We start from the raw sequence: 14,437 nt of genomic DNA, 5'->3' as shown, positions 1-14,437 counted from the left end.
ACCAAAGCTAGCGTAGTGGCGGCGGATCGACATCTCCAACTGGGGCCCGATGGCTTGATTTGAGTGGTCGTCGGGCCCGCTCGGGGTGGGCTGTCGGGTCGGGCGCGCAGGGTGCCGGCCAGCATCTCCGCGACGGCCAGGACCGGGAGTTGGGTGTTGGCGGCGGGAACGGTCGGCAGCACGGAGGCGTCGGCGCCCCGCAGGCCCCGCAGGCCCCGCAGGCCCCGCAGGCCCCGCAGGCCCCGCAGGCCCCGCAGGCCCCGCAGGCCCCGCACGCCGTGCACCGCCCCTGCCCGTCGGTCACCGACCCCGGCTCGTCCGCCGGACCCATGGCGCAGGTCCCCACGGGGTGCCAGTAGGTCCCGACCCGTGCGCGCAGGCCCGCGTCGGACAGCGTGAGCGCCGGTACCGGATCGACGGGGCCGGTCAACTCTGCCAGGAGGGCGCCGCGCGCATCGAGGGCTCGCTCATCGGCCGCGAGGCCGTCGTCACCGCCGCGCCCCGCCTGCCGGGGGCTCATCGACTCGTCATCGGCGACCACAGCAAGGTACAGCTCACATCATGACTTCTCGCATCCTCGTCACCGGCGGGGCCGGCTTCATCGGCTCCGCCTACGTCCGCGCGCTCCTCGGCCCCTGGGGCCCGCCCGACGTCACGGTCACCGTCCTGGACAAACTCACCTACGCGGGCAGCCTCACCCGCCTCGACCAGGTCGCGGGCCACCCCCGGTTCACCTTCGTGCGCGGCGACATCTGTGACGCCCCCACCGTGCGCCGCCTCGCGGCCGGGCACGACGACATCGTCCACTTCGCGGCGGAGTCACACGTGGACCGCTCCATCGAGGACGCGTCGGACTTCACCCGCACCAATGTGCTGGGCACACAGCTCCTGCTGGACGCCGCGTTGCGCCACGAGGTGCGCCGGTTCGTCCACATCTCCACCGACGAGGTCTACGGCTCACTGCCCGAGGGCGCCGCACGCGAGCAGGACCCGCTCAGGCCGAGTTCCCCGTACGCCGCCTCGAAGGCCGCGGCCGATCTCATGGCGCTGGCCCAGCACCACACCCACGGCCTGGACGTGCGGGTCACCCGGTGCTCCAACAACTTCGGCCCCTTCCAGCATCCGGAGAAGGCCGTCCCGCGCTTCGCGACCGCGCTCCTGACCGGCGCGCGCCTGCCGCTGTACGGCGACGGGAGCCAGGTGCGCGACTGGCTGCACGTGGACGACCACGTCCGGGCGGTCGAGCTGGTGCGGACGGCGGGGCGGCCCGGCGAGATCTACAACATCGGGGGCGGGACCTCGCTGACCAACCGGGACCTCGCCGGCCGTCTGGTCCGCCTGTGCGGCGCGGACGCCGATCGCATCACGCACGTCCAGGACCGCCCGGGCCACGACCGCCGTTACGCGGTGGACCACGGCAAGATCAGTGCCGAACTGGGTTACCGCCCCCGCCGGGACTTCGAGGAGGCGCTGGCCGCCACGGTGGCCTGGTACCGGGATCATGCGTCGTGGTGGCGGCCATTGGCCGCCGACGGGCCGGGCACTCCGGCCCGAGCGGCCGGGCGCATTGGGGATGCGGACGGGCAACCCCACGGCTGAGAGGCCGATGACGACCAGTCAGAAGCAGGCTCACCCGAACCTGATGAACCGTCAGGTCATCGCCATCGCCATCGTCACCATCGCCGCCATCCCTCCGCGCGACCGTGGCCGCGTGCCCACCGCTCGCCTACCGCGTGCCCGCCGCGCCGCGCACTCCGCGGCTCATCACGGCCCAACGGGCGTACAGCGGCGCCCTGTTGGGCGCCGCAGGTGCCCGCCTGCTTCCACGGCCGTCCTCAGCTGAGGCGCCGCCCCGGTCAGGAGTACGCCCTGAGGAATTCGACGAGCGCGGCGTTGACCTCGTCCGGGCGCTCCTGCTGGGTCCAGTGCCCGCAGCCCGGCAGCTCCACGGGCTCGCGGTGCAGGCTGGGCATGCGCTCGGGCAGGCTCGCGATGAATTCCGGGGTGCCGGGGAACGCGGGAACGAGGTCGCGCTCGCCGTAGACGTACAGGGCGGGCGGGGTGATGACGGCGTCCTGCCAGGGCGCGGTCAGCTCCCAGTTGCGGTCCATGTTGCGGTACCAGTTGAGGCCGCCGGTGAAGCCCCGGGAAAAGCTCTCCGTGAGCACATCGAGATCGCCCTCGGTGAACCAGCCCGGCAGCTCCTCGGGGTCTTCGAGGGCGGCGAGCCAGCCCCGTTCCGGGTCGACCAGCGGCTGGACGATCTCCCCGGGCCTGTCACCGGACGCCGCGTAGAAGAACTTCCGCAGCGTCGTACGCGGGTCCCGTGCGAACTCGGCGTCGGCGACACCGGGCCGGTCGAAGTAGTTCCAGTAGAACCGCCCGCCGAACGCCTTCTCCATGGCGGCCAGTGGCGGGTGGGGGCCCCGGACCGGTGGCGGCACGCTCAGACCGGCCACCCCGAGCACCAGATCCGGCCGCAGCAGCGCGGTGTGCCAGGCGACCGGCGCGCCCCAGTCGTGCCCGACGACGTACGCCTTCTCCTCGCCCAGCGCCCGGACCAGAGCGACGACGTCGCCGACCAGATGCAGGATGCTGTACGCCGCCACGTCGGTGGGATGGTCGCTGCGGCCGTACCCCCGCTGGTCGGGGGCGACCACCCGGAAGCCGGCGGCGGCCAGCGGGCCGAACTGATGGCGCCAGGAGTGCCAGGACTCGGGGAACCCGTGCAGAAGCACCACCAGGGGGCCCTCGCCCTCCTCGGCAATGTGCAGCCGGATCCCGTTCACGTCGATCATCCGATGCTCAACCATGGCTCCGAGCCTACGCGGTGTGCCCGCACCGGCGGGTGGCCGGGTGGCATCCGGCCGCGTGGTGACGTGCCGTCAGCCGGCCCGTGGCCGACACCGTTTCACGGTCGGGTCTTCGGCGGGTCCGGCACGGCGCCGGGCCGGCCGGTGGGCAGACCCGCGAGGTTGGCGGCCTGGTGGAGCAGGGTGATGAGCATGGGCGAGGTCAAACGGCCCGTGAAGGTGTTGCGCTGGCTGGGGTGGTAACAGCCGATCACCTTCAGTTCCTCGTTCCCGGCGCGGTCGTCGTGACCACTCGCGTCCGCTCCCGCCGGCCGCGCCGCGTCCGGCTCCGCGCGGCGCAGCGTCACCACGGTGCCGTGCGCGAACCGGGGCCGGGGGCGCGGCAGCCGCCACCCCGCCTCGGCGAGGACCGGCAGCAGCGTCTGCCAGCCGAAGGCTCCGAGTACGACGATCGCACGCGGCCGCAGCAGCGAGATCTCGGCCGCGAGCCACGGCCGGCACGTGTCCCGCTCCTCAGGCGTCGGCTTGTTCGCGGGAGGGGCGCAGTGGACGGGGGAGGTGATCCGCACCCCGTACAGTTCGAGGCCGTCGTCGGCGGTGGTGGCGGTGGGCTGTGAGGCGAGTCCCACGGCGTGCAGGGCGGCGAAGAGGAAGTCGCCCGAGGCGTCGCCGGTGAACATCCGGCCCGTCCGGTTGGCGCCGTGCGCGGCCGGAGCGAGCCCGACCACCGCCAGCGGTGCGTCCTGTGGACCGAACCCCGGCACCGGCCTGCCCCAGTACTCCCAGTCCTTGAAGCCGGCTCGTTTCGTCGCGGCAACCGTCTCGCGCCAGGCCACCAGACGAGGACACGCCCGGCATCCGACCAGCCGGCGATCCAGCTCCCCGATCCCGCCGCAGCGCTCCGCGTGGAACAGGGGGAAGCCGCGATCTCGGGCAGAGGGCCCCGGACTTGTGCTGCCGACCTCGTCCATGGGGCCACGCTACCTGGTGGCCCGAACCACCGGACCTGGGGCTCCGCCGGGACCACCTCGGCGGAGCCCGGCGCTCAGCTCTCGCGTCGTCGGTACTCCTGCCGCAGCGCCTCCAGAATCTGGACGGCCTCGGGCAGGTCCGCCGCGCGGGCGCGCGCCGCCGCCTCGCCGAGCCGGGCGATGGCCGCGGGGAAGCGACCGAGGCCGTTGCCCTCGATCAGGGCGGCCATCCGCTGGGCCTCGGCGCGTGGCGCCTCGCCGTGCTCCCCGCCCCGCTCGTAGAGCGCCGCGGCGGTCTCCGCCTCGGCCAGCGCCTGGGCGAAGGACTCGGCCTCCGCCAGGACGCGGGCGCGGCGGTAGTGCACAGCGCCCCGCTCGTACCAGGGGACGAAGCCGTCGGCGCCGTCGGCGCCGTCCGCGACCTCGCCCGCGACCGCGTCGGCCCGCGCAAGGTGCCCCAGCGCCGCCTCCAGACCGTCGGGCCCCTTGAACAGCATGGTCAGACGCGCGAACTCGCACATCATGTGCATCAGCAGGGACGGGTTCGGAGCCACGGCGTGCGCGGCGACGGCGCGTTCGTACGCCGTGCCCGCCGCGTCCCACCGGTCGGCCATCGCCAGCGTCGTGGCAGCCTCGGCCGCCACCAGCGTCTGGAGCCGGGGCTCGTCCTCCCAGGCGGCGACGGAGGACGCGAGCCGCAGGAACTCCTCGGACGCGGGCAGGAACTCATCCAGTTCCCGCAGCCCGCGCGCCAGCGTCAACCTGGCCTGGGCGACCAGACGTTCGTCGAGCGAGGAGACCGCGTCGTCGGACAGGACGGACTCCAGTACGGCCACGGCGTCCGCCTGCTGCCCGGCGCGCGCCAGGACATCGGCGAGCTGGAGACGCAGACCGGCCGCCTCTTCCGCCTCGCCGTCCTGGTCGAAACGGGCGGCCGCCTCCGAGAGGTGACGTACGGCGCCGCCCGTGTCACCGAGGTGGGACGCGGCATGGCCGAGCATCGCGTATGTGGGAGCCAGTGCGAAGTGGGTGTCGTCGTAGCGCACCGCGTCCGCGAGCACCCGGTGCAGCAGCTCCACCGCCTCGGCCGGCTGGTCGAGGGTCAGCAGGGTCTGGGCGAGCAGGGCGCGCGGACGGGTCCCGCGCCAGGGCTGCCCGGCGGCTTCCACGTCCTTGAGCGCCGCACGCAGTTCCGCCTCGGCGCGGGCCGTGTCGCCCCGGCGGGCCGCCACGTCCGCCACGAACTGCCGCGCGCCGGCGACCTGGTGAGGGACGGACAGGTGCTCCGCCTCGGTGCGCAGCATGTGGGTGAACTCCTCGAACCGCTCGACGGCGGAGTCCGAAGGCTCGGGCAGCTCGCCCACCAGCTCCTTGTAGGCGGCGAAGACGCAGGAGTACAGCACGGCGAGATATTCCAGCGCCCGCTGCGCCCCGACGTCATCGGACGAGGCGATCTCACCCGCCGCCGGGGAGTCGCCCGTGAAGGGCGCCTCCGTCCTGAGCCGCGCCGCCTCGCGTAGCGCCTCGTCGATGCCGGTCCGGATCGCGGCGGCTCCGCACGTGTCGTCGGGCGCGTCGTCGTCAGGGGAGGGTGTCCAGGCGAGGGCCCGGGTGCGGGCGGACAGCGCGTGCCAGGCCATGCCGAGATCCGCGAACAGAGCGGCGGCCCGCCGCAGTTCGGCGACACTCGCCGCGTCGTCGTCCTTCCGCGTGAGCCGTTGGGCGCGCTGCTCGGCGAGCTCCGCGCGCAGCAGGTCCTCGGGACCCAGACGTTCGTCGTGCGCCCCCGTGCCGTCGGCGAGGCGTTCGGCGACGACGGCCCACAGCCTCGCGCTCCCTGGATGACCGACGGCGGACATGCGCCGGGCCTCGCTCACCAGCGGGACGAAATCCTCGGGCATGTCCAGCGCGGCCGCCGGGGCGAGGTCCGGGCCCGTATCCACGGACGCGACGGGACGGGTGACGGCGGCCCGCAGCCCGAGCGGCAGGGGCTCATCGGTCAACGGCGTTTGGCGCAGACGCAGTTGACGCCCGTCGCTGACGGCCGTGGAGCCGTTGCGTACGTCGAAGGCGTGGCTGAGCCGGTCCGCCTCGGCGCGCAGGTGGGTGAGGAGCGTGCCCGTGGTCCACTTCCGTCCGGGCGGGCCCGCGACGGCGGTGTCGAGGTGGCCGTCCGCCACCAGCCGGGTGAGCAGCACCTCGGCGCCGGTCAGGAAGGAGAGATGGGCCAGCGGAGCACCGCTCGCCTCGAACAGGGGGCGGTTCTCGGCAAGGATCTCAAGACCCCGGCCCTCGTTGCGTGACAGCGCGCAGAACTCCAGGTGCAGACCCACCTCCTCCTGCGTCCCCGGATTCCCCCGCACCCGGCGGTAGCCGGTGAGATGGTGCGAGCGGGCCTCGTCGAAGCGGCCGGTGCGCAGCAGCGGCAGCAGGGCGCGTGCCTGGCTCATCTGGGGCTCTTCGGTGCAGCCCTTGTCCTCGGTGAGCACCGGCCGCCAGGTGTCGAGTGCCCCGGCGTCGTCACCGGCCGCCACTTGGTGCACGGCGAAGTGCCGGGTCTCACAGGCCTCGCAGTCACTGAGCTCGGTACGGGGGCGGGTGGCCCACAGGTCGTACGCGCCGGCCACACCGGTGCCCGTGTGGCGCGCCACGTGGTAGCGCATCGCGGCCACCGGCTGCATGCCGTGCCCGGCGTCCTGATAGCGGGTGCGCATCTGGTCGATCCAGCCGTGCACGGCCGCCAGGGGCACCTCGGGCACCTGCAACAGGGACGTGGTCACCCACTTGAACCGCCAGAAGACCTGGTTGGCCTCCCACTGGCTGAAGGACCCCGGAGCGGTGTCCCACAGCTTGAGCAGCCGGGCGAAGGCGACGGGCGACTTGCGGTGCTCGCCGGTGAACTCGTAGGCCGACATCAGTTCGAGCAGGGCCGTGACGAGGACGTCGGGCTCCTCGAAGGACTCGGCGGCCTCGACGAGCTCTTCCGCGGTGATGGTGCGCGGCAGACCGTGGGGGCGGCCGTTGTTCTCACGCAGCGCCTCGACGACGGCCTCGGGGGTGTCCAGCATCTACAGTTCCTTCCGGGGCTCGGAGCCGGGTGCCGCCGTGCCGGAGTGGTGCATGGCGTGCGTGAGCAGGTTGATGAAGGCCCGGTTGAGCAGAGCGCTCTCGCTCGCCCGCAGCGGGCGGCGGCTGAGCAGCAGGGCCTGCCCGTACAGCGCCTCGGCGGCTGTGACCGCGAGCTCTTGCTCGGTGATGGTGATGGCCTGGCGCACCAACGGGTTGAGGTGGTTCAGGACGAGCTGGGCGCGCGGGGACTCACGGCGCAGCGAGCCGAGGATGTCCGCCCACAGGCCGTCGCTGTCGGCGGCGAGCGTCGAACGCGTCCGTTCGTGGCGCGCCTCCCGGTTGTCCAGGAGCAGCGCCGGAGCGGTGACGGGCTGGAAGTCGCGCAGGACCACGTCGCAGTCGTGCGCGCCCACGGTGTCCCGGGCGACGGCGAGGAAGGCGGCGGCGCGCAGCTCGGCCGCCGGGTCCACGGCGTCGAGGTGCGCGGTGACGGTGGCCGGGTCGAGGTCGGTGACCGCCGTGCCGGGGCGGATCTCGGGCAGCCGGTGCACGAGGTCGCGGTCGTAGGTGTAACCGCCGTTGACGACGCCGAGGCCGGCGGCCGACGCGATGGGAGCGACTTGGCGGAACTCCTCGACACTGCGGGCGACGAGCACGGTGGGGTGCTTGCGCGCGAACTCCTCGAGCGTGACGTTGCCGTCCGTGGTCTCGAACGGCAGCCACGGCAGCACGATGCGCAGGAGCTCGTCGTCGTAGCGGGCCAGCGCCTTGACCGCGAGATGGTGGGTGTCGATGAAGCGGTGCAGCAGCGACGGGTCGCTGGCCGCCAGACCGGTCAGCCAGTCACGGATGCGCTCGCCGAGGGCGTCGCGCACCGCGGACAGGGTGCCGTCCTCGTACAGCGCCTCACGGGACGCGGTCGGCCGCAGGCTGGTGGTGTCGACCACGCAGCGCACGAAGAAGGCCCAGTCGGGGAGCAGTTGGGGCGCCTGGTCGGTGAGCAGCATGCCCTTGAGATGCACCCGGTGCCCGGCGCGCTGGGCCGGGCTCATGGCCGTGGGCAGGACGTAGGCGACGCCCCGCAGACCAGCCGCAGGCAGGTCGAGCTCGATCGTGTCCAGCGGGGTGAAGTCGAACAGGTCGCGGCAGTACGCCGTCAACGCCTCGCGGCGGGCCAGTGGTGAGCGGTGGCCGCGCTCCCACGGGGGAGCCTCGTTGACCTGGTGGGTCTCGCCGCTCGGCTCGACGACCGTCACCTGGTGCCGCAGCAGGCCGCCGTAGTGCCGGGCCAGGGAGACGACCCGTTCCGGCTGCGTCCACTCCGCGGTGTCGGCCCGGGGAACCAGCCGGACGGTGGTGCCCGGCTCCGGCACGGCCGACGCGGGCAGCGTGCGGATGGTGTAGCGGCCGTCGGAGTGGCCGCGCCATTCGACGGCGGGCGCCGATGGATCGGCGGCGCTGCGGCTGAGCACCGTGATCTCGTCCGCCACGACGAAGCACGCGAGCAGACCGATGCCGAACTGGCCGATGAAGTCCCCCCGCGCCGCGTCGAGTCCGGCCCCGTCGAGCGCCCCCTCGGTGGTGCGCTTGGAGCTGCGCCCGATGGTCGCGAGGAAACGGTGGACGTCGGCCTCGCTCAGACCGATCCCCGTGTCGGTCACGGTGAGGGTGTCGCCGGTGCGCACGGTGATGGCGCCGGCCGCACCCGGCTCGAGCGACTGGCGTGCGGTGATGGCGTCCACGGCGTTCTGCATCAGTTCACGCAGGTAGACGCGGGGGCTGGAGTAGAGGTGGTGGGAGAGCAGGTCGACCAGGCCGCGCAGGTCGACCTGGAAGGTGTGGGAGGACTCGGATTGAGGCACCGGGCGAAGTCTTTCGGTGGACGCGTCCCCGCGCGGCGCGGTGACGCGGCGCCGGCAGGGGACGGAACGGAAGGGGAAACGGAGTGTGTGAGGACGGCGAACCGTCGTCGGATCCGACGGATGCCAAGGTCGCCACGCGGAGCTATGGAACGCCGCCGTGACAGCCCAATGTGGGCTGCCACAGCGGTTCATGACGGACCGTCACAGGAGCACCGAAACGATGCTCAACGCCCGGCCGACGAGCGATGCTCCTTATAGGCAGCGGCGGGATCGGAGGCGTCGATGTAGTGCCAGGGGGACTCGGTGACGCGCCCTTCCGAGCCGACGAAGCACTCACGGGCCCCGGCCTGGTCCTCGGCGAGCGAGAAAGCCATGGCGAAGGTGTTGAGGACCTGTAGCCATCCGCCCGAGCGGACGAAGTCCGGGTGGCGGAAGGAGTGGTCGGCGGCTTCCCGCAGCGACGCCACCACCTCGGGCCGGCGCATGTACGCGCCGCCCGAGAACCCCCCGTCGAGGGCGAGCCAGTGCTCGATGTGCGCCATGGGGACGAGCTGGCCGAGAGCCGTGCCGCCGGGCGCGCCGAGCGCCGATTCCCGTGCGAAGGCGTGCATCTCCTCGTGCGATCCGCCCCACTTGTCGCACACCTGCTGCAACCGCTGCTGGTGGGCGCCCAGATGGTACGGATCGCGGCGTACGGTGGCCTCGAAGCGGCGCCGCGCGATGTGCTGTCCGACCTCCAGGCCCCGGCCCGTGATCTGTAGTCCGAACCAGGGCAGGGCCCATTCCGGCTCGCGCTCCGCCGCCTCGTACAGCCACTCCTCGGCCGTACGCAGCCGGGAGTGGAACAGGGCGAACTGTTCGCGGGAGACGTGCTTCGCACGCGCTCCCGTCCGTGCCTCCCAGGCCCAGTCGATGTAACGGAACCCCGCCACCAGCTTCGCGAGCGCCGCTTCGGGCTCGGCCTCGACGACCCCGGTGATCCACCGCTCGACCCCCGCCGTCTCACCGACGGCCCGCACCAGTTCGGTGCGGTCCTCGCGCTCCGGTCGCGCTTCGAGTATCAGCCGGACCGTCGCCCAGTCTCCGGCCGAGGCCGCCGCCCGCACCCGTCCCACATCGGGATCCCCCGAGTCCCGCTGCACGCGCGCCACGGGCCGAACGACCCGCTTCCCCAGCGTGAGCCCCCATCCATGGAGCACCGCCATGTCCCCACCCCTTGTTGTGTCCCAACGGGGAGGTCAGAAGTCACTCCCTCGTGAAGGTAGTGACTATCACGCACGACTGACAATCGCACACTCTTTCCCCCGCTCCGACCGGTTGGGGCGCCCGGCCCGGAACGCGCGGGCGGAGATGGCCGAATGCGATGCACCCAGCCATCCGAGTGATGTTCAAACGTCTGATGTCTGTATAGAGTGCGGACATGAAACGCATCAACGCACCGCGCAGGTCGGCAAGTCTGGCCGCGCAACTCGTGGACAGCCTCCGTGCACACATCGCGGCGGGCGGATGGCCGGTGGGGACGAGGATTCCGTCGGAACAGGCCCTGATGGAAGAGCTCGGTGTCGGGCGCAGCACGCTGAGGGAAGCGATCGGCGCGCTCGTGCATCTCGGGCTGCTCGAGGCGAGGATCGGGGACGGCACGTATGTCCGCGCGTCCAGTGAGCTCCAGTCGGTCATGGTGCGGCGCGCGAGCGCCGCAGGACGCGACGATGTCCTCGAACTGCGCACCCTCCTTGAGGAGTTCGCCTCCAAGGCCGCCGCCCTGCGCCGCAGTGACGACCAACTGGCGCAGCTCCGCGAGCTCTTGGCCGACGCGGACGCGGCATGCGAGAGCGAGGACCCCACCGCGGCCAGGGATGTCGACGCCCTGTTCCACCGGGCCGTCGTGCGCGCCAGTGGAAACGACCTCCTCATGGAGGTGTACGACTACCTCGGCACCGCCCTGACCGCCACCCAGGAGGGACTGCCCTGGGACGCGGCCGCCGCACACGAACACGCCGGTCTGCACCGCAGGCTCGTCGAAGCGATCGAAGCACGGGACGGGGACGGCGCCCGCGCCGCCGCGGCCGCCATCGTGTGCCTCACCCACGACACCGACGAAGCCGGCTCATGAAGAGCCCGGAGCCCGACAACCGTCCGTCTCACGCCATCGCCACGCAAGGAGACCTGTTAGGCATGTCCACGCACGCCGCCCTTCCGCGAGAACTCGACGCACACACCGCACGCCGCGCCGAGCAACTGCACGCGAGCGACCCGCAGTTCCGTGCCGCCGCTCCCCTCGCCGCCGTCAGCGACGCGCTCCGGGAGCCGGGGCTGCCCCTCGTCGAGCTCGTGTCCACCGTCATGGCCGCCTACGCGGACCGCCCCGCAATGGGCGAGCGCGCCGTGGAGACGGTCACCGACCCGGACACGGGACGCACCGGGACGCGTCTGCTGGAACGCTTCGAGACGATCACCTACGGGGAACTGTGGGAACGGGTGGGTGCCGTCGCCTCGGAGTGGGTCCATCACCCCACGCGGCCCCTGAGCCCGGGTGACTTCGTCGCGCTGCTGGGTCCCCCGAGCGCCGAGTACGCCGTCGTGGATCTGGCGTGTGTCCGGTCGGGCGCCGTGTGCGTACCACTGCCGTCCGGTTCCGCGGCCGACCGGCTGGCCCCCATCGTCGAGCAGGCCGCCCCGTGTGTGCTGGCCGTCGACGTGACGCAGCTGGATGTCGCCCTCCACCTCGCGGCGCGCGCGCCGTCCCTGCGCAGGCTCCTCGTGCTGGGACACCGTCAGGAGGACGCTCAGCACCGGGAGTTGATGGCCCGGGCGCATGATGAGCTGGACACTCAGGACCACGGCGCCACCCTGGACACGCTGGCATCCGTCATGGCGCGCCGCAGCTCTCTGCCGTCGCCGCCGCACCTTCCCCCGTCCCCGGAACCCGACCCGCTCACCACGCTGCTCTACACCTCGGGCAGTACGGGCACCCCCAAGGGCGCGATGTACACCGAGCGTCTGGCGAAGCAGCTGTGGGTCGACTTCGTCCCCGGCCGGCCTGCGTGGCCGGCCATCGTCTTGAACTTCATGCCGTTGAGCCACATGGTGGGGCGCGGGGTGCTGTTCAGCACGCTGGCCAGGGGCGGCACCGCCTACTTCACGGCGTCGAGCGACCTCTCGACGCTCATCGAAGACCTGAGCCTGGTCCGGCCCACCGAACTGATCATGGTGCCGCGCATCTGCGACATGCTCGTACGGCGCTACCGGACCGGCCTTGCTGGCCTGGACCGGGGGAGCGCCGACGCGGTCGCGGGGCTCGAAGAAGAGCTGAGGGAGCAGACCGTAGGGGGCCGCCTCCTGTGGGCCGTCAACGCCTCGGCACCCCTCAGCGCCGATGGGAAGGCGTTCATCGAGGACTGTCTGCACGTCAGGATGGTCGACGGCTACGGCTCGACGGAAGCCGGGATCGTCACCCTGGACGGCCGTGTCCTGTGCCCGCCGGTGACCGCGTACAAGCTGGCGGACGTGCCCGAACTGGGCTACCTGAGCACCGATCTGCCCCACCCGAGGGGCGAACTGCTGATCAAGTCGGACCGGCTCGTGCCCGGCTACTACCAACGGCCGGACGCCACCGCCGCCGTCTTCGACGAGGACGGCTTCTACCGCACGGGCGACATCATGGCCCGTACCGCCGCCGACACCTTCACCTACGTCGACCGGCGGGCCGGCGTCCTGAAGCTGTCCCAGGGCGAATTCGTGCCGGTGACCCGCCTGGAAACCCTCTTCGCCACCGGCCCCCTCGTCCGGCAGGTCTTCCTGTACGCCAACAGCACGCGCCCCTACCTGCTCGCGGTCGTCGTGCCGACCCCCCAGGCGCTCGCCGACGCCGACGGGGACACGGAGCGCCTGCGAACCGCCCTGCGCGAGGCGCTGCGAGGGACAGCCGAGGAGAGCGGCCTCAACTCCTATGAGATTCCACGGGACTTCCTCATCGAGACCGAACCGTTCAGCCAGGACAACGGCCTGCTCTCCGGACTGCGCAAGCCCCTGCGGCCCGCTCTGGCTGGCCGCTACGGCGAGCGTCTGGAGGCGCTGTACACCGAGATCGCCGACCGCGAGGCCGACCAGCTCGGCGCCCTGCGCAGGGCCGGAAAGGACGCCCCCGTACACGAGACGGTTGTGCGGGCGGCGCTGGCGCTGCTCGGTCACCGGCGGGACGACGCGCGGCCCGACACACACTTCCAGCAACTCGGCGGGGACAGCCTTTCCGCCGTCTCCTACGCCCAGTTGCTCAAGGACATCTACGGCATCGACGTCCCCGTCGACGTCGTCATCAACCCGGTCAACACGCTCCGGCAGGTGGGGGAGTACGTCGAGCGGGCGCTGGCCACGGAACACTCCCGGCCCACGGCCGACACCGTCCACGGCCCGGGCGCGACCCGACTGCGCGCCGAAGACCTGCGCTTGGAGGCCTTCTTCGACGCCGCTGCCTCACCCGCGCTCGGGCCGGCCGATCCGCTGCCCGAGGCGAAGACCGTCCTGCTGACCGGCGCCAACGGCTACCTGGGGCGATTTCTCTGCCTGGAATGGCTCCAGCGCGTCGCGGAGCGCCGAGGCACCGTGGTGTGCCTCGTGCGCGGGAAGACCGACGAGGCGGCCCGCGCGCGGCTGGACGCGGCCTTCGACAGCGGCGACCCCGAACTGCTCGCCCGCTACCGCGCGTTGGCCGCGAACCATCTGGAGGTGATCGCGGGAGAAGCGAGCGAGCCCGCACTCGGGCTCGACCCGGCGACCTGGCAGCGGCTCGCCGACACGGTGGACGTGGTCGTCCACTCGGCGGCGCTGGTCAACCATGTCCTGCCCTACAGCCAGTTGTTCGGCCCCAACGTCCTGGGCACGGCAGAGCTGATCAAGCTGGCGGTCACCTCCCGGCTCAAACAGTTCACCTTCATCTCCACGGTCGCCGTCGCCCTCGACGCCCCTGCGGCCGCCGAGGAGTCGTCGGACATCCGCGCGGCCTGCCCCGCGTACGCCATCGACGCCACCTACGCGAACGGCTACGCGGCCGGCAAATGGGCGGGCGAGGTGCTGCTGCGCGAGGCCCACGACACCTTCGGCCTGCCGGTCGCCGTGTTCCGCTCGAACCTGATCCTCGCCCACCCGCGCTACCGGGGCCAGCTCAACATCCCGGACGTCTTCACCCGGCTCCTCCTCAGTGTGCTGACGACCGGGACGGCGCCCGGCAGCTTCTACGCCGAGGACAGCACGGGCGCCGGCGCGCACTACGACGCGCTCCCGGTCGACTTCACCGCGCGGGCCATCACCGCGCTGGGGGACACCGCGCGGGCGGGCCACCAGACCTTCAACGTGGTCAACCCGCATGAGGACGGCATCTCCCTGGACACCTTCGTCGACTGGCTGGCGGCCGACGGCCACCCCCTGACCCGCGTCCCCGACTACGACACCTGGCTCCGGCGTTTCGAGACCGCCATGCTCCGCCTGCCCGACCGCCAGAAGCAGCACTCGGTGCTCCCGCTGCTGCACGCCTTCGCCCAGCCGCAGCCGCACCTGCCCGGATCCGCCCTACCCGCCCGGGCATTCCGCGCGGCGGTGCGGGCGGCCGACCTCGACCCCGAGCGCGACATCCCCCACCTCACGCGGGACCTGATCAGCAAGTACGTCGCGGACCTGCGGACGCGAGAGCTGTTGTAGGTCACGGGTAATACGGCGCGTGTACGTG

9 protein-coding genes and 1 pseudogene are annotated in these 14,437 nt (G+C 72.3%); 4 read left to right on the top strand and 6 right to left on the bottom strand.

Features of this window, described 5'->3' with window-relative positions; translation table 11 throughout:
* Positions 1-7: 7 nt before the first annotated feature.
* Positions 8-346, bottom strand: a complete 339-nt coding sequence (locus tag ACFYM2_RS10050) for a hypothetical protein (RefSeq protein ID WP_388834933.1) — start codon at positions 344-346, stop codon at positions 8-10.
* A 96-nt stretch (positions 347-442) separates the two neighbouring features.
* Between ACFYM2_RS10050 and ACFYM2_RS10045 the strand changes: the two are divergent.
* Together ACFYM2_RS10045 and rfbB are read left to right on the top strand one after the other, a co-directional pair.
* A pseudogene (locus ACFYM2_RS10045) lies at positions 443-565 on the top strand (glucose-1-phosphate thymidylyltransferase); the annotation flags it as partial.
* On the top strand, positions 562-1,599 hold the full coding sequence (gene rfbB, locus ACFYM2_RS10040; protein ID WP_388834930.1) for a dTDP-glucose 4,6-dehydratase: 1,038 nt from the start codon (positions 562-564) through the stop codon (positions 1,597-1,599). The pseudogene ACFYM2_RS10045 and the gene rfbB, both read left to right, overlap by 4 nt.
* A 257-nt stretch (positions 1,600-1,856) precedes the next feature.
* On the opposite strand, the gene ACFYM2_RS10035 is transcribed toward rfbB, so the two are convergent.
* The 5 genes from ACFYM2_RS10035 to ACFYM2_RS10015 form a co-directional block, all read right to left on the bottom strand.
* Positions 1,857-2,813, bottom strand: a complete 957-nt coding sequence (locus ACFYM2_RS10035) for an alpha/beta fold hydrolase (RefSeq protein WP_388834927.1) — start codon at positions 2,811-2,813, stop codon at positions 1,857-1,859.
* A gap of 98 nt (positions 2,814-2,911) precedes the next feature.
* Positions 2,912-3,784 carry a uracil-DNA glycosylase gene (locus tag ACFYM2_RS10030; RefSeq protein ID WP_388459531.1) on the bottom strand — a complete coding sequence of 291 codons (873 nt, stop codon included), beginning with the start codon at positions 3,782-3,784 and terminating at the stop codon, positions 2,912-2,914.
* Positions 3,785-3,858: 74 nt separating this feature from the next.
* Positions 3,859-6,852: a tetratricopeptide repeat protein gene (locus tag ACFYM2_RS10025; protein WP_388834925.1), complete on the bottom strand. Its 2,994-nt coding sequence runs from the start codon at positions 6,850-6,852 to the stop codon at positions 3,859-3,861.
* A complete protein-coding gene (locus ACFYM2_RS10020) occupies positions 6,853-8,715 on the bottom strand; it encodes an HSP90 family protein (protein ID WP_358998977.1) in 1,863 nt (620 codons plus the stop codon).
* A gap of 224 nt (positions 8,716-8,939) precedes the next feature.
* Complete coding sequence (locus tag ACFYM2_RS10015) at positions 8,940-9,920, bottom strand: hypothetical protein (protein WP_388834922.1); 981 nt, start codon at positions 9,918-9,920, stop codon at positions 8,940-8,942.
* Between the two features lie 215 nt (positions 9,921-10,135).
* Here ACFYM2_RS10015 and ACFYM2_RS10010 point away from each other — a divergent pair, with 215 nt between their 5' ends.
* Together ACFYM2_RS10010 and car are read left to right on the top strand one after the other, a co-directional pair.
* Positions 10,136-10,828, top strand: coding sequence for a FadR/GntR family transcriptional regulator (locus tag ACFYM2_RS10010; protein ID WP_388834919.1), 693 nt, complete (start codon positions 10,136-10,138; stop codon positions 10,826-10,828).
* A 62-nt stretch (positions 10,829-10,890) separates the two neighbouring features.
* Positions 10,891-14,409 carry a carboxylic acid reductase gene (gene car, locus ACFYM2_RS10005; protein ID WP_388834916.1) on the top strand — a complete coding sequence of 1,173 codons (3,519 nt, stop codon included), beginning with the start codon at positions 10,891-10,893 and terminating at the stop codon, positions 14,407-14,409.
* Positions 14,410-14,437 lie beyond the last annotated feature (28 nt).

Source organism: Streptomyces sp. NPDC006711 (genome assembly GCF_042869775.1).
GTDB lineage: Bacteria > Actinomycetota > Actinomycetes > Streptomycetales > Streptomycetaceae > Streptomyces.
Note: the sequence above shows the minus strand (reverse complement) of the source record. Positions and strands in the feature narration are given on the sequence as shown.